At 60.8% G+C, this 18,778-nt stretch carries 19 protein-coding genes; 5 read left to right on the top strand and 14 right to left on the bottom strand.

Annotation, left to right across the window (positions count from 1 at the left end; all coding sequences use genetic code 11):
- Positions 1-25 precede the first annotated feature (25 nt).
- Positions 26-1,822: a methyl-accepting chemotaxis protein gene (locus AC09SL_RS28570; RefSeq protein ID WP_058545267.1), complete on the bottom strand. Its 1,797-nt coding sequence runs from the start codon at positions 1,820-1,822 to the stop codon at positions 26-28.
- 249 nt (positions 1,823-2,071) lie between these two features.
- On the opposite strand from AC09SL_RS28570, the gene AC09SL_RS28575 reads away from it, so the two are divergent.
- The 3 genes from AC09SL_RS28575 (at position 2,072) to AC09SL_RS28585 (ending at position 6,408) form a co-directional block, all read left to right on the top strand.
- Positions 2,072-2,338: a DUF4212 domain-containing protein gene (locus AC09SL_RS28575; protein ID WP_058545268.1), complete on the top strand. Its 267-nt coding sequence runs from the start codon at positions 2,072-2,074 to the stop codon at positions 2,336-2,338.
- A gap of 11 nt (positions 2,339-2,349) precedes the next feature.
- A complete protein-coding gene (locus tag AC09SL_RS28580) occupies positions 2,350-4,119 on the top strand; it encodes a sodium:solute symporter family protein (protein WP_058545269.1) in 1,770 nt (589 codons plus the stop codon).
- A 237-nt stretch (positions 4,120-4,356) separates the two neighbouring features.
- The gene (locus AC09SL_RS28585) at positions 4,357-6,408 is read left to right on the top strand and encodes a TonB-dependent siderophore receptor (RefSeq protein ID WP_413468818.1); all 2,052 of its coding nucleotides are present in this window, start codon (positions 4,357-4,359) and stop codon (positions 6,406-6,408) included.
- A 171-nt stretch (positions 6,409-6,579) separates the two neighbouring features.
- On the opposite strand, the gene AC09SL_RS28590 is transcribed toward AC09SL_RS28585, so the two are convergent.
- The 7 genes from AC09SL_RS28590 to ribBA all read right to left on the bottom strand — a co-directional run bounded on the left by AC09SL_RS28590 (position 6,580) and on the right by ribBA (position 13,490).
- Entirely contained in the window at positions 6,580-7,623 is a 1,044-nt protein-coding gene (locus AC09SL_RS28590; protein WP_058545271.1) for an LLM class flavin-dependent oxidoreductase, read from the bottom strand.
- A 29-nt stretch (positions 7,624-7,652) separates the two neighbouring features.
- The gene (locus AC09SL_RS28595) at positions 7,653-8,138 is read right to left on the bottom strand and encodes a flavin reductase family protein (protein WP_058545272.1); all 486 of its coding nucleotides are present in this window, start codon (positions 8,136-8,138) and stop codon (positions 7,653-7,655) included.
- A 44-nt stretch (positions 8,139-8,182) separates the two neighbouring features.
- Positions 8,183-9,334, bottom strand: a complete 1,152-nt coding sequence (locus AC09SL_RS28600; protein WP_058545273.1) for an ABC transporter ATP-binding protein — start codon at positions 9,332-9,334, stop codon at positions 8,183-8,185.
- 17 nt (positions 9,335-9,351) lie between these two features.
- Positions 9,352-10,161 carry an ABC transporter permease gene (locus AC09SL_RS28605; RefSeq protein WP_058545274.1) on the bottom strand — a complete coding sequence of 270 codons (810 nt, stop codon included), beginning with the start codon at positions 10,159-10,161 and terminating at the stop codon, positions 9,352-9,354.
- Positions 10,162-10,167: 6 nt separating this feature from the next.
- Positions 10,168-11,100, bottom strand: a complete 933-nt coding sequence (locus AC09SL_RS28610; protein WP_058545275.1) for an ABC transporter permease — start codon at positions 11,098-11,100, stop codon at positions 10,168-10,170.
- Positions 11,097-12,122, bottom strand: coding sequence for an ABC transporter substrate-binding protein (locus AC09SL_RS28615; RefSeq protein ID WP_058545276.1), 1,026 nt, complete (start codon positions 12,120-12,122; stop codon positions 11,097-11,099). Before AC09SL_RS28615 ends, AC09SL_RS28610 begins: the two co-directional genes overlap by 4 nt.
- Before the next feature lie 258 nt (positions 12,123-12,380).
- Positions 12,381-13,490: a bifunctional 3,4-dihydroxy-2-butanone-4-phosphate synthase/GTP cyclohydrolase II gene (gene ribBA / locus AC09SL_RS28620; protein ID WP_058545277.1), complete on the bottom strand. Its 1,110-nt coding sequence runs from the start codon at positions 13,488-13,490 to the stop codon at positions 12,381-12,383.
- An 81-nt stretch (positions 13,491-13,571) separates the two neighbouring features.
- Here ribBA and AC09SL_RS28625 point away from each other — a divergent pair, with 81 nt between their 5' ends.
- On the top strand, positions 13,572-13,868 hold the full coding sequence (locus tag AC09SL_RS28625; RefSeq protein ID WP_058545278.1) for a DUF1330 domain-containing protein: 297 nt from the start codon (positions 13,572-13,574) through the stop codon (positions 13,866-13,868).
- A gap of 106 nt (positions 13,869-13,974) precedes the next feature.
- Positions 13,975-14,106, top strand: a complete 132-nt coding sequence (locus AC09SL_RS28630) for a hypothetical protein (protein WP_269203537.1) — start codon at positions 13,975-13,977, stop codon at positions 14,104-14,106.
- Here the strand turns inward: AC09SL_RS28630 and AC09SL_RS28635 are convergent.
- The 6 genes from AC09SL_RS28635 to AC09SL_RS28660 are packed head-to-tail and all read right to left on the bottom strand — an operon-like array spanning position 14,096 to position 18,737.
- Positions 14,096-14,659, bottom strand: coding sequence for an NUDIX hydrolase (locus tag AC09SL_RS28635; protein WP_058545279.1), 564 nt, complete (start codon positions 14,657-14,659; stop codon positions 14,096-14,098). The two genes, AC09SL_RS28630 and AC09SL_RS28635, sit on opposite strands and share 11 nt — an antisense overlap.
- Positions 14,660-14,661: 2 nt before the next feature.
- Positions 14,662-15,414, bottom strand: a complete 753-nt coding sequence (locus AC09SL_RS28640; protein WP_058545280.1) for a GntR family transcriptional regulator — start codon at positions 15,412-15,414, stop codon at positions 14,662-14,664.
- A 60-nt stretch (positions 15,415-15,474) separates the two neighbouring features.
- On the bottom strand, positions 15,475-15,879 hold the full coding sequence (locus AC09SL_RS28645; RefSeq protein WP_058545281.1) for a carboxymuconolactone decarboxylase family protein: 405 nt from the start codon (positions 15,877-15,879) through the stop codon (positions 15,475-15,477).
- Positions 15,880-15,926: 47 nt separating this feature from the next.
- Positions 15,927-16,412 (bottom strand): flavin reductase family protein, encoded by a 486-nt coding sequence (locus AC09SL_RS28650; RefSeq protein ID WP_058545282.1) that lies wholly within the window; start codon positions 16,410-16,412, stop codon positions 15,927-15,929.
- Positions 16,413-16,425: 13 nt separating this feature from the next.
- The gene (locus AC09SL_RS28655; RefSeq protein WP_058545283.1) at positions 16,426-17,907 is read right to left on the bottom strand and encodes an aldehyde dehydrogenase; all 1,482 of its coding nucleotides are present in this window, start codon (positions 17,905-17,907) and stop codon (positions 16,426-16,428) included.
- A complete protein-coding gene (locus AC09SL_RS28660; protein ID WP_058545284.1) occupies positions 17,904-18,737 on the bottom strand; it encodes an alpha/beta fold hydrolase in 834 nt (277 codons plus the stop codon). The genes AC09SL_RS28655 and AC09SL_RS28660 overlap by 4 nt, the downstream gene beginning before the upstream one ends.
- Between the last annotated feature and the right edge of the window lie 41 nt (positions 18,738-18,778).

The following is an 18,778-nucleotide window of genomic DNA, read 5'->3' on the forward strand; positions in this document are numbered from 1 at the left end:
GGGGGGATCTCGGGGGCGCGTATCATCAGTCGGCCAGCAACACCGCCGCATCGAAGCCCACCCGCAAATTGCCCCAATGACGGCCGTCGAAGAAGAACGGTACGTCGATCTCGGTCATGATTTCCCCGGTATCGCGCAGGTAAGTCTGCAGCAGGAAGCGCTGGACATTGCCCGCTGCACGCAAGCCGATCGGGTCGTTGAAGATTCGCTTGTTGCGGCACACCGGCAAATCCACCGCTCGGTCGCCGGTCGGCGTCTTCGAGACCCAGCTGTTGTTCACCGGGCAATAGCCCTTACTGTCGACAATGAACGAAACCTTGCCACCCGGCGTGCTGCGGGTGAGTTTGTCGCATTCTTCCTGGCAGACCTGGGCAAAGCGTTCGGTGTAGCTGGCCATGTACTGCTTGGGGTCGGTGCCGGGAATCAACTGGTAATTCTGATCGAACAGGTTCAGGCCTTCGCCTTGCAGCGCCTCCAGGCGAGCCTGGAGCGTATCGCGGCACTCACTGGCGCGGGTGATGGCGGCATCGAGCTTGCCGTGGCCGAGCACGAAGCGACCCAACAATGCCTGGACCTTTTCGGCCACGCCGGACAGGTCGCGGGTGGCCGTCGCCGAATGCTGCATGCGCTGGTCGATCAACTGGCTGTCGGCATGAATCTGGGTGACCCGGTCGTTGATCCCCGTGTTGCTGTCGGCGAACTGCTGGATATGGGTCGCAATGTCCGCCAGCTTGCCGTTGGTGGACTCGAAATCGCCGATCATGCTTTCAAAATGACCGGAGGCGCGTTCCACCACTTTCTGGGTTTCCCGGGCGCTGTGGCTGATCTGGGTGGTCTGTTCGTGGGTGGAGCTGACTTCATCGAGCATGGCGTCGATGTTGCGTGAGATGTCATCGGTGGCCCGGCTGACGTTTTGTGCCAGGGTCCGCACTTCATCGGCCACCACCGCGAAGCCACGGCCGCTTTCGCCGGCCCGGGCGGCTTCGATGGCGGCGTTGAGGGCCAGCAGGTTGGTCTGGGCAGAGATCTGCTGGATCAACCCGACAATCGACTTGATGCTTGAGGAACGTTGGTTCAAGGCGCTTACCAGCGTGGCAAATTCACCGAGGCTGCTGGAGATCTCGCTGATGTTGCCGGTCACTTCCAGCAGCTCGGCGTAGGAGTCGCGGGCCATGCTCAGGTTCTGGGCGGTGGTGCTGGAGATGCCTTGGGTCTGGCGTGAGACTTCTTCGATGCGGCCTACGGCGGTGTTGCTCTGGTCCATGACTTCCTTGGCGAAACGGGCCTGGTGGGTGGCACTGTCGCTGGAATCGCTGATGTTCTTCAACGAGCGGGCCGATTCGACGGCGATGTGCACGGTCAGCGCCTGGACGTTGCTGATGATCTCCCGTTGCTTGGCCAGGAAGCGGTTGCAAGTGTCGGCCAGCACGCGGATCTCGTCGTGAGTCACCAGCGGCAGGTCCTTGGAGAGGTCGCCTTCGCCGTTGGCGATCTCTTCCAGGGCCTTGGTCATGGCGGTGACGGGGCGCACGATGAGGTGACGCAAATACCAGACCATGAAGCTGATCATGCCCAGCGTCAGGAGCGCGCCGAAGAGCAGGGCATGGGTGAGGCTGTCGAGCCGGCCTTCGATTTGCGCCAGCAAGGCGCCGTCCAACTGCGCGTTGCGCAACTGCAGCACGATCTCGGCGCGGGTGCTGAGGGCCACCCAGTACAGCAAGCCGCTGACCAGCACCAACAGGAAAAGGCTCGACAGTTTTTTGGTGAGGGTATCGAAAAATCGCATCTCGATAGACTCGTACAAGGCCTTCAACGTCTGCATGCCGCTGCTCCTGGGCAAAAAAATCTCTCAATGGAATACATTCGACCGCGAGCGCCAAAGCTTTAGCGGGGATAGGGCGATTTGATATCACTCTTGAGATTCTGTTGTTTTTCAAGCCTCCCATGAAGAGGGGATAGAGATGTCAACACCTGCTGGAGCAAATTAGACGAAAGTCGTACTAGCGCCTTGCCCAGTGACTGCTACGGTTTGAAGGGCAAAACAATAAAAACAACACGGGAGAACAGCTCCATGTCGACTCAAAAGCAAGAAGCCGCGCGTGCCTACTGGACGGAGAACCTGCGCTGGATGCTGGTGCTGCTGGCCATCTGGTTCCTGGTGTCGTTCGGCTTTGGCATTTTGTTGGTTGATTCACTCAACACCATCAGCTTCTTCGGTACCCCGCTGGGGTTCTGGTTTGCCCAGCAGGGCTCCATTTATGTCTTTGTGCTCGAGATTTTCTTCTATGTCTGGAAGATGAATCAGCTCGATCGCAAATATGACGTTCACGAAGACTGAGGCCGACGAACATGGACACTCAAACCCTGATCTATTTGTTCGTCGGAGCGTCCTTTGCGCTCTACATCGGGATCGCCATCTGGACGCGTGCCGGTTCCACCAGTGAGTACTACATCGCGAGCAAGGGCGTGCATCCGGTGCTGAACGGGATGGCTACCGGTGCTGACTGGATGTCGGCGGCTTCGTTCATTTCCATGGCGGGCATTATCGCTTTCGCCGGTTATGACGGCTCGGTCTACCTGATGGGCTGGACCGGCGGCTACGTGCTCCTGGCCATGTGCCTGGCGCCTTACCTGCGAAAATTCGGCAAATTCACCGTACCTGAATTCGTCGGAGCGCGTTATTACTCCCAGACCGCCCGGGTGGTGGCGGTGATCTGCGTGATCTTCATTTCCTTTACTTACGTGGCCGGACAGATGCGTGGCGTGGGTATCGTCTTTTCTCGTTACTTGGAAGTCGATATCAACACAGGCGTCATGATCGGCATGGCCATCGTGTTCTTTTACTCGGTACTCGGTGGCATGAAGGGCATCACCTACACCCAGGTGGCGCAATATTGCGTGATGATTTTTGCCTACATGGTGCCGGCCATTTATATCTCGATGATGATCACCGGCAATCCGATTCCGCAACTAGGCTTTATCAGTGAAGTGGCCAGTACGGGGCAGAGCGTGATCGAGCGGCTCAACGGCCTGGGTGCCGAGTTGGGTTTCACCGCCTATACCAATGGCACCAAATCGACCACGGATGTGTTTTTCATCACCATGGCGCTGATGGTGGGTACTGCGGGCCTGCCTCATGTGATCGTGCGTTTCTTTACCACGCCGACCGTGCGTGATGCCCGCAAGTCCGCAGGCTATGCCTTGTTGTTCATTGCTATTCTCTACACCACCGCACCGGCCATTGCAGCCTTTGCTCGCACCAATTTGCTGACCTCCATTCCCAACGTCAGTTACACCACTGCGCCGAACTGGCTCAAGACCTGGGAGAACTCGGGCCTTATTGCCTGGGTGGACAAGAACAACGATGGGATTATCCAGTATGGCCCGGGGGCGGCCCTGGTCGGTGCGCCGAGCTTCACTGACGAGCGAGGGGCATATGAGCAGCGGTTGCTGAAGAACCAGGTCTCGCCAGTGGCCAACGAACTCTATGTCGATAACGACATCATGGTATTGGCCAACCCCGAGATTGCCGGCTTGCCGGGCTGGGTCATCGCATTGATCGCCGCCGGTGGGCTGGCGGCGGCACTTTCGACGGCTGCGGGGCTGTTGCTGGTGATCTCAACCTCGATCTCCCATGATTTGCTCAAGAGCAACATCATGCCCAGGATCAGCGAGAAGCAGGAGTTGCTCGCTGCACGTATCGCCGCCGGCGTGGCGGTATTGATTGCCGGGCTGTTCGGCATCTATCCGCCCGCATTCGTTGCCCAGGTGGTTGCGTTCGCCTTCGGGTTGGCTGCGTCATCGTTCTTCCCGGTCATTGTCATGGGGATTTTCTCCAAGCGCATGAACCGTGAAGGTGCGATTGCCGGGATGATCGTCGGCCTGACGTTCACATTCACCTACATCGTCTACTTCAAATTCATCAACCCGACGATGAACACTGCCGAACATTGGTGGCTGGGTGTTTCCCCTGAAGGCATCGGCACGTTGGGGATGCTCTTCAACTTCGCGGCCGCTCTGGTGGTGTCACGCTTCACCGCACCGCCACCGGAGCACATCCAGCACCTGGTCGAAGACATTCGCGTCCCGAGAGGAGCCGGTGCTGCCATCGACCACTGAGCAATCCAAGACTAGGAGGGGGAAATAATCAAGGGCGCCGGACTCATCATCCGGCGCCCTTGATTGCATGCAGAGTCAAGCGGGGAAGTGTCAGAAAGATTTACTGGGAATCATTCTCAAAGTATATTCGCTCTCATTCCTATCCCTCTGTGAGTGCGCGTCTTGAATCGTTCCACCCCTTTCGCTTATCGGAATACTCTCGTCAAATGTGTTTTACCCGCGCTGTCCTGCTGCTTGATGGCAAGCCCTTCGTGGGCGCAGGGCACTGTTGAGCTGCCGGCCACGGACATCCAGGGCAGTCGTGTCAATCAGGACGAGGGCTATACGACGTCGCAAGCCAGCACGGCGAGCAAGAGCGATGTACCGATCAAGGAAGAAGCGCAATCGATCAACGTGGTGACTCCGCAGACCCTGGATGACTATCAGGTGCGTTCGCTGAGCGACGCGATGAAGTTCGTCAGCGGTGTCAGCCAGGGCAACACCCTGGGCGGTTCGCGGGACTCGCTGGTCAAGCGTGGTTTTGGTACCAACGACGACGGCTCGATCCTGCGCGATGGCGTGCGTTCGAACCTGGGGCACAACTTCAGCGCCACCACCGACCGCGTCGAAGTGCTCAAGGGACCGGCCTCGATGCTGTACGGCGCGTTGGAGCCTGGCGGCCTGGTCAACGTCATCAGCAAGAAGCCCGAATACACCCAAAGCACCACGTTGAGCGGTTCGGCCTACAGCGAAGGCGGCGGCACCATGGCCCTGGACACCACCGGGCCGCTGGGCGATACCGGTTTGGCCTATCGCTTGATTGCCGAGCGCGGCCACGAGGACTACTGGCGCAACTATGGCGTCAATGAGAGCACGCTGGTGGCGCCGTCCCTGGCTTGGACGGGGGAGCGGGCTTCGTTGAACCTCAGTTATGAGTACAACGAATACTCCAATCCGTTTGACCGGGGCACGGTGTTCACCAATGGGCATCCGGCCGATATCGATTACGACAAGCGTCTGGATGAGCCTTGGGCCAAGAGCGTGGGAATTCGCGAAACGGCGACGGCGCGCTTTGAGTACGAGCTGAGCGAGGATTGGAAAACGCGGGTCACCTATGGCTGGAACAATGATCGGTACAGTCTTTCGATTGCACAGCCGAGCCTGTCAAAAACCGGTGTTTTTCAGCGGGCCGCCAACGGTGCTCATTACGACGACGAAACTCGTTACGCCAGTTGGGATTTCATGGGTAAGCAGGAGCTGTTCGGTCAGCGTCATGACTTGCTGATGGGCGTTGATAATCAGGTGTCGGATCAGTTTCGTGGCAAGACTTATCGTGGAAAGGCTCAGTCTGGTTTCGATATTACGTCGCCGGTTTATGGCGGTCTGGCTGAGCCCAGTGTGATCAGTCCAACTCAAAGCGACCTGCGCAACCAGTTGAATTCCAGTTCTGTCTATTTGAAGGACAACTGGCATCTCGATGATCGCTGGATTTTGGTATTGGGAGGTCGTTATCAACATTACGATCAATACAGCGACCAGGGACTTGGCAGTGATTACGAAGTCAATCGCGATGACAACGGTGACGCCTTCGTACCATTCCTCGGGCTGGTCTACAAAGCCACCGACACCCTGTCGTTGTACGGCAACTACAGCCGGTCATTCAAGCCAAATGACACCGTGGACGACGCCGGCAATACCTTCGATCCGGAAGAGGGCCGCAGCTATGAAATCGGCGCCAAGTACGATCTGCTACCGGGCTTGAATATCAACCTGGCGCTGTTCGACATCGTGAAGAAAAACGTCGTAACGTCCACCACCGTCAACGCCGTGACTCTGTCGGAAGCCGCAGGCAAGGTCGGCTCCCAAGGCCTGGAACTCGACATCACTGGTCGTCTGGCCGAGCGCTGGGACCTGATCGGTACCTACGCCTATACCCACACAGAAATACTTGATGACCCTAAAAACGAAGGTCACCGTCTCTCCGACGCCCCCAAACACACCGCCAGCCTTTACTTGAGTCACCACCTGAACGTGCCTGCCGAATTCGGTGCCTGGCATGCCGGTGCCGGCGCCCGCTACGTCGGCGAACGCGCGGCCAACAACGCCAACGACTTCTGGCTCAGCAGCTACACCGTAGCCGACGCCTTCCTGCGCTGGGAGTCGCCCGTGCTGGGGCACAAGACCTCGTTGCAACTGAACGTCGACAACCTCTTCGACAAGCAGTACTACCCCTCATCTACCGGCAGCCAACTGCAAGTCAATGTCGGTGAACCACGTACCGCTCGCCTGAGTGCCAGCGTAACGTTCTGATCGATTCAGAAAACAAAATGCCCGGACTTTGAAGTCCGGGCATTTTTTTTGGGGCATCACCGTTACATTCCGGCCGTCATCGCGAACAAGCTCGCTCATCACAAAACCCTGTGGGAGCGAGCTTGCTCGCGATGACGGTAGAACTGACCCAGGCAATTGCAGGGCTGCGAATCACCGAAACGCCGGCACCACCTGCTGGATGAACAGTTCCAGGGATTTCTTCTTCTCGGCGTGGGGCAGGCTGTTGTCGCACCAGAAGCTGAACTCATCCACGCCCAGTTCCTGGTAATACTTGATCCGCTCGATGATTTCCTGCGGCGTGCCGATCATGGTGTTCTTGCGGATGTTTTCCAGTTGGAACTCCGGGCGCTCGGCGAATTTTTCTTCCGGGCTTGGCGCCAGGAAACCGTTGACCGGCACTTGCTTGTTGCCGAACCAGGCATCGAAGGTGCGATAGAACTTCGAGATCGCCTGGGCGCCGATCTTCCAGCCTTCCGGATCGTCCACGGCATGGACGTGGGTGTGGCGCAGCACCATCAATTGCGGGCGTGGCACGTCGGGGTTGTTGTCCAGGGCGGCCTGGAACTTGTTCTTCAGGTCCAGGACTTCTTCATCGCCCTTCATCAACGGCGTGACCATCACGTTGCAGCCGTTGGCGACGGCGAAGTTGTGGGAGTCCGGGTCGCGGGCGGCGATCCACATCGGCGGGTGTGGTTTGCGGATTGGCTTGGGCACGCTGGTGGAGGTGGGAAACTTCCAGATTTCGCCGTCATGGGCGTAGTCGCCTTGCCACAGGGCGCGCACTACCGGGACCATCTCACGCAGGGCCTGGCCGCCGGAGGAGGCCGGCATGCCGCCAGCCATGCGGTCGAACTCCACCTGATAGGCGCCCCGGGCCAGGCCGACTTCCATGCGGCCGTTGCTGATCACGTCCAGCAGCGCGCATTCGCCGGCCACCCGCAGCGGGTGCCAGAACGGCGCGATGATGGTGCCGGCGCCCAGGTGGATGGTGGTGGTCTTGCCGGCCAGGTACGCCAGCAACGGCATCGGGCTTGGCGAAATGGTGTATTCCATGGCGTGGTGTTCGCCGATCCACACGGTGCTGAAACCGCCGGCCTCGGCCAACAGGGTCAGCTCGCTCAGGTCTTCGAACAGCTGGCGATGGCTGACGCTTTCGTCCCAGCGCTCCATGTGTACGAACAGGGAAAATTTCATGGCGCTATCTCTTGTCGTTGACGATCGGTTCAGGCGAGGACGGGCAGGGCGCCCATCTTGCCGTGGCAATAAACCAGCGGCCCCGGTGTGTGCTGCGGGACGATCAGGTTTTTCACTGCGCCGACCATGATCGCGTGGTCGCCGCCTTCGTACTCGCGCCACAGTTCGCATTCGATGATGGCGGTGGCATTGCTCAGCAGCGGGTTACCCAACTCGCTCAAGGTCCATTCGATGCCCTGGGCCTTGTCCTTGCCTTTGCGGGCGAAGGCATAGGCTTCATTCTGCTGGCCGCCGGAGAGCAGGTGGATGGCGAAGCGCTTGTTCTTGATCAGTACCGGGTAGGAATCGGAGCTGTAGTTGGGGCAGAACAGCACCAGCGCCGGGTCCATCGACAATGAGCTGAAGGCGCTGGCGGTGAGGCCGACGATTTGCCCATCGTCATCGAGGGTGGTGATCACGGTCACGCCGGACGGGAACGAGCCCATGACTTGTTTGTAGACGCTGGCATCGATCATCGGACGATCCTCGGGCTTTATCGGTTGTGGGCATGCAATGTTCATCAATGGGCCCCCGCGGCTTTGTTCAGGTCGCTCTCGGCCCATTGGGTGTAGACGCAGGCATCGGCGGTGGCCCAACGCACGCGCACCGGGTCGCCGGCCTTGAGTGGAATGCCGGCGGCGGACAGCGCCTTGACCGTCATGGCCGTGCCGCCGGACGTCACCACACTGCAGGTCTGGCTTTCACCCAGGAACAGCACTTCGACGACCTTGGCCGAGACCTCATTCCAGCCGGCCGCCAAGGGTTCCCGGGCGGCTTGTTCGACGCTCAGGGCGAGGGCTTTTTCCGGGCGCACCATCAGCAGCACATCCTGCCCGGTTTGCAGGCCGGCGGTCAGGCGGATCGACAGCGACTGGCCTTCGAAGGTCGCCACCGCGTTGCCCTGGGCCTTGAGCTTGAGGAAGTTGGAGTTGCCCAGAAACGAGGCCACGAATGCGTTCGGCGGGTTCTGGTAGAGGTCATAGCCGCTGCCCAGGCCGACGATCTTGCCGTGGCTGAAAATGGCGATGCGCTGGGACAGGCGCATGGCTTCTTCCTGGTCATGGGTGACGTAGACGATGGTGATGCCCAGGCGTCGATGCAATTGGCGCAGTTCATCCTGCAAGTCTTCACGGAGCTTTTTGTCCAGGGCGCCGAGTGGTTCATCCATCAGCAGGATGCGTGGCTCATAGACCAGCGCCCGGGCAATTGCTACACGCTGCTGCTGGCCGCCGGACAGTTGCGAAGGGCGGCGGTGGGCGAACGGTTCCAACTGCACCAGCTTGAGCATGGTATCGACCCGGCGATCACGTTCAGCCGCCGCCAGTTTGCGAATCGCCAACGGAAAGGCAATGTTGTCGCGCACCGACAGATGGGGGAACAGCGAGTAACGCTGGAACACCATGCCGATGTCGCGTTTGTGCGGCGGTACGTTGACCAGGGATTTGCCGCCCACCAGGATCTCGCCGCTGCTGGGGGTTTCAAACCCGGCCAGCATCGACAGCGTGGTGCTTTTGCCCGAGCCGCTGGAGCCGAGGAAGGTCAGGAATTCGCCGTCCTGGATCTCCAGGGAAATGTCGTCCACGGCGGCAAAGTCGCCGTAGTGCTTGTTCAGGTTGCGCAGGCTGACCAGGGTCTTGTTGTTCTGTTGTGCGGGGTCTTTGACGGCACTCATCGTGTTCTCCTAGGCGCTCAGGCGCTGATTTCATTGCGCCGACGCAGGGCGGCGGCGATCACCATCACCAAGATCGAGAGGCCGATCAGCAGCGTCGAAGCGACGGCGATCACAGGCGTCAGGTCCTGGCGCAGGGTGGTCCACATCTTGACGGGCAAGGTTTGCAGGGTCGGGCTGGCCATCATCACGCTCAGCACCACCTCATCCCACGACACCAGGAACGCGAACAAGGCGCCGGCGACCATGCCTGGGCGAATGGCGGGGAAGGTCACCTTGAACACCGCTTGCAGGCGTGAGGCGCCGCAGATGACCGCTGCGTCCTCGATGGACTGGTCGAACAGCTTGAGCGAGTTGATGATCGAGATGATGGTGAACGGCAGTGCGACGATGACGTGGCTGACCACGAACGCGAACATCGTCCCGGTGTAACCCAGTTTCAGGAACAGCGCGTACACCGCCACGGCGATGATCACCAGCGGCACGATCATCGGCAGGGTAAACAGGCCGTAGAGCATTTCCCGACCCGGGAAGCGTCCACGTACCAGGGCAAACGCGGTCGGCAGGCCCAGCGCCACGGCGCAGACAGTGGTCAGTACCGCGACCTTGAGGCTGGTCAGCGCCGCGCTCATCCAGTCGGGATTGGAAAAGAACTGGCCGTACCATTTGAGTGTCCAGCCCGGTGGCGGGAAGACCAGCCATTGGGACGAACCGAATGACAGCAGCACGATGAACACGATCGGCAGCAGCAGGAACAGCGCGATCAGGCCGGTGGTGAAATACAGGCCGAACCGCATGCGCCGGCTCATGGCATTGGGAGTCAGGAGCATGACGGCTTACCTCGCGTTGCTGGCACCCACCGGGGATTCCGGCTGGAGCTTCAGGTAGAAGTAGAACAACACCAGGGTGATCGCCACCAACAAGGCGGCGCCGGCGCTGGCCAGGCCCCAATTGAGGAACGACTGCACCTGCTGGATGATGAATTCAGGCAACATCATGTTCTGCGCGCCGCCCAGCAGTGCCGGGGTCACGTAGTAACCGAGGGACATCACGAACACCATCAGCCCACCGGAGAACAGCCCCGGCCGGCACAGCGGCAGGAACACCCGGAAGAAGTTGGTCCAGGGGCTGGCGCCGCAGATCGAACCGGCCTGCAGGATCATCGGGTCGATGGCCTGCATGGTCGCCTGCAGCGGCAGGACGATGAACGGGATCATGATGTAGCTCATGCCGATCACCACGCCGGTGAGGTTGTGCACCATCTCCAGTGGCTGGTCGATGATGCCTATGGCCATCAATGCCTTGTTGATCACCCCGGAGGCTTGCAGCAGCACCAGCCAGGAGTAGGTGCGGGCCAGCAGGCTGGTCCACATCGACAGCAGCACGATGTTCAGCATCCAGCGCCCCCAACCACGGGGCACCAGGGTGATGGCCCAGGCCAGGGGGAAACCCAGCAGCAGGCTGAACAGCGTTACCAGCCCGGCCACCGAAAAGGTGTTGAGCAACACCCGGGTGTAGGCTGAGTTGGCGAACAGTTGCTCGTAGTTGCCCAACCCAGGCACGGGCTCCAGCACCCCGCGCAGCAGCAGGCCGATCAGCGGCGCCAGGAAGAACAGGCCGAGGAACAGCAGGGCGGGGAGCAGGTTGCCGGCCCCGCGCCAGCGCTGTATCAGCGACGGTGCTTGCGGTGCAACGGCCTGGGCGGTTGCCACACCGGCAGCGCCAGTGGCGCTCCCGGTGTGCCGGTGTGCCGTTGCCGACATTTTCATTTGACCAGCCATTCGTTCCACCGTGTCGCGATGTCCTGACCGTTCTTGGCCCAGTACGCGAAATCAAGCGTAATCTGATCCTTGGCGTAGGCGGTCGGCAGGTTGGGGGCAAGCACCGAATCCAGGCGCGCGATGCTGTCGACGTTGACCGGCGCATAGGCCGTCAGGTTGGAGAAGTCGGCCTGGCCCTTGGCGCTGCTGGCGTTAGCCAGGAATTTCATGGCTGCGGCCTTGTTTTTCGAGCCTTTGGGGATGACCAGGATGTCGGCCATGACCAGGTTCTGTTTCCAGCTCACGCCCACCGGTGCACCGTCCTGTTGCAGGGCATAGATGCGACCGTTCCAGAACTGTCCAAGGCTTGCCTCACCCGAGGCCAGCAACTGTTGCGACTGCGCGCCACCGCCCCACCAGACGATGTCTTTCTTGATGGTGTCGAGTTTCTTGAAGGCGCGGTCCAGGTCCAGCGGGTAGAGCTTGTCTGCGGCGACGCCATCGGCCAGCAGGGCCAGCTCGAGCACGCCGGGGCTTGGCCATTTGTACAGGGCGCGTTTGCCGGGGTAGGTCTTGGTGTCGAACAGTGCGGACCAATCCTGGGGCTTGCCAGCACCGAGCTTGCCTTCGTTGTAACCGAGTACGAAGGAGAAGTAGAACGAACCGACGCCGTGGTCGGAGACGAAGCGCGGGTCGATCTTGTCGCGCTGGATAACCGAGAAGTCCAGGGGCTCGAGCAGGCCTTCGGCAGCGGCGCGCAAGGCGAAGTCCGCCTCGACGTCGACCACGTCCCACTGCACGTTGCCGCTTTCGACCATGGCCTTGAGTTTGCCGTAGTCGGTGGGGCCATCCTGGACCACGGTGATGCCGCTGGCCCTGCTGAACGGGTCGGCCCAGGCCTGCTTCTGCGCGTCCTGGGTGCTGCCGCCCCAACTGACGAAGTTGACGCTCTCAGCGGCCATCGTTGCTTGGCTGGTGACACTCAACAGGCCGGCAAAAAGAATTGCGGCTGCACTTTTCTTCAACACCATTTTCACGCCCTCATTGTTGTGTTTATTGAATGGGCTTCTGTTCGCCCACTTATCGGGAGCATTGGTCCTACTGGCCTTGCGGGCGACCGTGCCAAGGGTTGGCTGGAACGCTCGGTCTATGGAATATCATATTATGGTATTCCAAACTTTCTGCAAGCATTTTGCCGTACCGGCTATCTGTCCGAGGGCAGATTTTTCCCTGTCATTGCTGGGTCGAACCCGTTGGAGCGGGCTTGCTCGCTCCCACAGGTTTTTCTGTTATCCGGTGAAGGGAATGCTCTCTATCACCTCCAAGTCATACCCCGTTAACCCCGCGTACTTGAGCGGTGGTCCCAGGTGGCGCAATTTGCCGACGCCCAGGTCCTGCAGAATCTGCGCCCCGGTGCCTACTTCAGAATAGATGCGCGATTGCGACCGGCTGAACTGTCGTGGCGGCTGGGTCAGTTGCGGCACTCGCTCGAGCAGCGCCTGGGACGACTCGTGGTTGGCCAGCACGACCACCACGCCACGACCTTCTTCGGCTACTCGCTGCAGGGCCGCCCATAGCGTCCAATTGGAAGGGCCGTTGTATTCGGCGCCCACCAGGTCCCGCAGCGGGTCGATCACGTGCACCCGCGCCAGCGTAGGCTCATCCCGGCGAATGTCGCCCATCACCATCGCCATGTGCACGCCACCTTCGATGCGATCTTCAAAGGTGAACAAACGGAAGGTGCCATGCACTGTAGGCAGTTCCCGTTCACCGATGCGCACCACGGTGTGCTCGGTGCTCAGGCGGTAGTGGATCAGGTCGGCGATGGTGCCGATCTTGATCCCGTGCTTGCGGGCGAAAACCTCCAGGTCCGGCCGGCGGGCCATGGTGCCGTCATCGTTCATCACTTCGACGATCACCGATGCCGGTGTGAAACCTGCCAGGCGCGCCAGGTCGCAACCGGCTTCGGTGTGCCCGGCGCGGGTCAATACACCGCCTTCCTTGGCCCGCAGCGGGAAGATATGCCCCGGCTGCACGATATCGCTGGGCCCCGCATCGGCGGCCACGGCGGCGGCGACAGTGCGTGCCCGGTCGGCAGCGCAAATACCGGTGGTCACGCCCGTGGCGGCCTCGATGGAGACGGTGAACGCAGTGCTGAACACACTGCCGTTACTCGGCACCATTTGCTCAAGGCCCAGGCGCTGGCAGTGTTCGTCGGTCAGGGTCAGGCAAATCAACCCGCGCGCTTCGCGGGCCATGAAGCTGATGGCCTGGGCGTTGCAACAGTCGGCGGCCAGCAGCAGGTCGCCTTCGTTTTCCCGATCTTCGTCATCCACCAGCAACACCATCTTGCCCAGGCGGTAGTCTTCGATGATTTCCTGAATGCTGTTAAAGGCCATGTCGGGCTCTCTTTGTTTTGATGGGGCTTGCTGGAAGGATGTTGTGGTATACCATAATACAAAACAAACCGAGAGGTCACTATGAAGGCGTACTGGATTGCTCATGTGGATGTCACCGACCCCGATCAATACAGCCAATACACCCAGCGAGCGCCGGCGGCGTTTGCCTTGTATGGCGGTCGGATGCTGGCCCGCGGCGGGCGCAGCGCAGCGATGGAGGGCAGGGCCACGCCGCAGCGCAGCGTGGTGATCGAATTCGACTCTTACGAACAGGCGCTGGCCTGCTATCACTCGGCGCAGTATCAGGAGGCCAAGCGCCATCGCGAAGGCGTGGCCCGGGCCGAGGTGATCATTGTCGAGGGCGTGGCACCACTGTAAGAGCTGCGTAAGAGCTTCGTAAGAGCTGCGTAAGAGCTGCGCAAGAGCTGCGCAAGAGCTGTGTAGGAGCTGTGTAGGAGCTGTCGAGTGCAACGAGGCTGCGATCTTGTCCCTGACAGTTGAGTCTCAAGCGAAAGATCAAGATCAAGATCAAGATCAAGATCAAGATCAAGATCAAGATCAAGATCAAAAGATCGCAGCCTTCGGCAGCTCCTACCGACAGGTCGTCAGCGGATGAAGTGAATCTTGCCGCTGTCGTCGTTACCCATGTAGATGCCATAGACCCCGGCCTGGCGTTCCTCGATATAACGTTCGAGGATCTGCCGGATGGCCGGGTAGTAGATGCTGTCCCAGGGAATGTCTTCGGGGGCGAAGAACTGGCAGGCGAGGGTTTCCGGGCCGAACTGGCCGGTGATCTCCAGCGCGATGGCGCGGAAGATGATGTACACCTCGCTGATCTTCGGCACGCTGAAGATCGAGTAGGGCGATACGATTTCAGCGCGTACGCCGGTTTCTTCCCAGACTTCGCGCAGCGCCGCCTGTTCGGTGGTCTCGCCGCCTTCCATGAAGCCGGCCGGCAGTGTCCAGGTGCCCGGGCGCGGTGGGATGGCGCGCTGGCACAGCAGGTACTTGCCGTCCTGCTCGATGATGCAGCCGGCAATGATCTTCGGGTTGACGTAGTGGATGTAGCCGCAACCGCCACACATCAGTCGCTCATGGGTATCGCCCGTTGGCAGGCGATGACCCAGGTCACTGCCGCCGCACTTTGGACAAAAGCTCGGGCTGAACATGGCTAGCGACCTATGCGCGGTTCTTTGAGGGCGATGGGCGGGATGATCTCGGGGATTTCACCGGTCTCTTCCTGTTGGCGCTTGAGGTATTCCAGGGCGACCTTGGCGGCGGCGCGCACGTGGTCGACGCAGGCCTGGTGGGCCGCCAGGGGGTCGCCGCTCTTGATCGCCTCGACCATGCGTTCCATTTCCTGGTTGCTGTCGCCGCGGCGGTTTTCCTGGGACACCGAGGTCGCCCGCAAATAGCTGATGCGCGCCTGCAACTGGCGCAACTGGGTGGCCGCGACATGGTTGCCGGAGCCTTCGAGCAATACGTCGTAGAAGCCTTGCACCGAATCGATGACCTGTTGCAGTTCGCCTTCCTTGAGGGCCTTGCGGTTTTCCGCGAGGGCTTTTTCCAGGGCCTTGATGTCCTTGGCCTTGGCCCGCAGGGTGAACAACTGGACGATCAGGCCTTCGAGCACACAACGCAGCTCATAGATGTCGACGGCGTCGGCCAAAGTGATGATGGCGACCCGCGGCCCCTTGGCATCGGCAAACTCCACCAGGCCTTCGGATTCCAGGTGGCGCAGCGCTTCGCGTACCGACGTGCGGCTCACACCCAGGCGATCGCACAGATCGCGTTCGACCAGGCGATCGCCCGGCAGAAGCTGGAAGTTCATGATGGCGCTTCGCAGTTTATCCAGCACGATTTCGCGCAGGGTAACGGGGTTGCGATTGACCTTGAAGCTGTCGTCGAGTGGCAGGCGTTTCATGGGGTCCGCTCTGTAATATGGCTGTCCATGCCAAACGGGCAACATCCGTGCACGTTCAGATCAAACAGCCGAGGGTTGACTGGAGGCCTCGGCATCGGCTTCGGCGAAGGCTTCACGGGCAAGCCGGAAACTGTCCACGGCAGCGGGGACGCCGCAATAGATACCGACCTGAAGCAGAATTTCGCGTATTTGCTCACGACTCAGGCCGTTACGCAAGGCGCCGCGTACATGCAGCTTGAGTTCGTGCGGGCGATTGAGCGCCGAGATCATTGCCAGGTTGATCATGCTGCGCTCCTTGAGCGATAAACCCTCGCGCCCCCAGACATGGCCCCAGCAATATTCGGTGACCATTTCCTGCAGTGGCCGGGTGAAATCGTCGGCGTTCTCGATGGAGCGCTTGACGTAGTCCTGGCCCAGCACCTGGGTCCGGATCTTCAAGCCTTGCTCGTACTTGTCGTTGCTCATGCGGGCTCCCTGAAAAAGTGATGAACCTGTGGGGATGTGTAGATCCATCAGGCCAGCGCGGGCAGCGGGCCCAGCTTGCCTTTGTGGTAGATCATCGGCGTCACCGGCTGTTCGGGCAGGATCAGGTTCCTCACTGCGCCGACGATGATCGCGTGGTCGCCGCCATCGTATTCGCGCCACAGTTCGCATTCGATGATCGCCGTGGCTTTGCCCAGCAATGGATTGCCCAGGTCGCTCAGGTGCCAATCGATGCCTTTGGCCTTGTCCTTGCCCTTGCCTGCGAACGCGTAGGCTTCGGCGGTCTGGTCGGCGGACAGCAAGTGGATCGCGAACTGCTTGCTATCGCGCAGGACCGGGTAGGTGTCAGAGGCGTAGTTGGGGCAGAACAGTACCAGCGCCGGGTCGATCGACAGCGCGCTGAACGCGCTGGCGGTGATGCCGACGATATTGCCGTCCGGGTCCAGGGTAGTGACCACCGTGACGCCAGACGGGAAGGAGCTCATGACTTCTTTGTAGATGCCGGGTTCGATCATTTTCTCAAGACTCCTAGCGCATCACGAACGGATCAGGCATGGGCGCCTGGGACAGGTTGATCCACACCGTTTTCAGTTCGGTATAAGCGAGCACCGAATCGATGCCGCTCTCGCGTCCATAGCCGCTGTTCTTGAAGCCGCCGATAGGCGCCATGGCCGACACCGCACGGTAGGTGTTGACCCAGATGATCCCGGAGCGAACATCCCGGGCCAGGCGATGGGCACGGCCCAGGTCGCGGGTCCAGATGCCGGCGGCGAGGCCGAATTGCGAGTCGTTGGCGATCGCCAGGGCCTCGGCTTCGTCCTTGAAACGAATCACCGAGGCGACCGGGCCGAAGACTTCTTCCTGCATGATCTTCATCGAGTTGCGGTCGCATTCGAACAGGGTCGGTTCATAGAACCAGCCATCCCCCAGATTCTCTGGACGCTTGCCGCCAGTGCGCAGGCGCGCCCCTTCGGCGATGGCGTCGGCCACCAGGCCTTCGACCACGGACAGTTGCTGGGCGGTGGCCATGGGGCCCATTTCGCTGGCGTCTTCCTGCGGGTTGCCGATGCGGATGCGCTGGGCCCGTTCGACCAGGCGCGAGACGAACTCATCGTAGATTTCGTCCTGCACCAGCAGGCGTGAGCCGGACACGCAGCTCTGGCCGGATGCCGCATAGATCCCGGCAATCGCCCCGTTGATCGCGCTGTCGAGGTCGGCATCGGCAAAGATAATGTTCGGTGATTTGCCGCCCAGTTCCAGCGACAGCTTGGCGAAGTTCTCCGCGCTGCTGCGCACCACATGCCGCGCCGTGGCCGCGCCGCCGGTGAAGGCGATCTTGCGCACCAGCGGATGGCGGGTGAGGGCAGCGCCGGTGCTCGGGCCGTAACCGGTGACAACGTTGACCACGCCCGGCGGAATGCCCGCTTCCAAGGCGAGGCGAGCCAGCTCGAGAATGGTTGCCGAGGCGTGCTCGGACGGTTTGATCACAATGGTGTTGCCTGCCGCGAGGGCTGGTGCCAGTTTGATCGCCGTCAGGTACAGCGGGCTGTTCCAGGGAATGATCGCCGCGACCACGCCCATGGCTTCGTGCACGGTGTAGGCAAACAGGTCCGGCTTGTCCAGCGGCAGCGTGCCGCCTTCGAGCTTGTCGGCCAAGCCGGCGGTGTAATGGAAGAACTCCGGCAGGTAACCGACCTGACCGCGGGTTTCACGGATCAGCTTGCCGTTGTCGCGACTTTCCAACTGGGCCAGTTGTTCTTTGTTCTCGGCGATCAGGTCACCGAGGCGACGCAGCAATTTGCCGCGTGCGGTGGCGGTCAGCCCGCGCCATGCTGGGCTGTCGAAAGCGCTCTGCGCCGCCTGGACGGCGCGCTCGACATCGGCTTCGTCGGCGTCGGGCAACTCGGCCCAGGGTTGGGCCAGTGCCGGGTTCAGGCTTTCGAAGGTCTTGCCGGAGAGGGCATCGACCCATTCACCGCCGATGCACATCGAAAAACGTGCGAGTGTCATGCAACGATCCCCTTTATTTGGTTTTGTCGGGCGTTTGCTGTGTCGAGGAATTCCAGCAACAGCTGGTTGACCAGGCGTGGCGACTCTACCGGCATCATATGCCGCTGTTCGGCGAGCACGGCAACCGTGGCGCCGGGAATTCGCTCGGCCAGTTGCCGGGCCATTTCCGGTGTCGAGCCGGGGTCCAGTTCACCGGTGGCGATCAGCGTCGGCACCTGGATGTTGCTCAGGTCATCGGCGCGGTACATGTCCTGGGTGGCGAACAGTTCATAGGTGGTCAGGTAACCCTGGGGATCATTCTGCGCCAGGGTCTGGCGCAGTGCGGCGATTTGCGCCGGATTGGCCGCCTGGTATTCACGGCTGAACCAGCGCGACAACGCTGCCTCGGCATTGGCGTCCGGCCCATGCTCGGCGGCTTGGGCCGTGCGTGCGATGACCCCGGCGCGCTGTTCGGCGCTGCGGTTGAACACGCTGTTGAGCACCACCAGGCCTTGCAGGCGCTGCGGGTAATGCAAGGCAAACGCACGGGCTACCAACCCGCCCATGGAAAAGCCGATCACCGTCGCCTGGGGCAGTTGCAAATGGTCGAGCAACTCCAGCAACTGGTCGGCGTAGCCCAGCAGCGCGGTACCGCTTTGTGGACGGGGGCTGGCGCCATGGCCGAGCATGTCGTAGGCAATCACCCGGTATTGCGTGGCCAGGCCAACGACCTGGCCACCCCACATTTCTTTGTTCAGGCCCACGCCATGGATCAAGACCACGGGTTGGCCTTGGCCGGTTGCCAGGTAGCTGGTGCCGGCCGGGGTGAGTTCAGCGGTGAGCCGAATCATGGAGCGCTCCTGCATGCCTTTTTTATTGTGGTTGCCCAAGC

This window comes from Pseudomonas sp. PF05, from assembly GCF_056521845.1.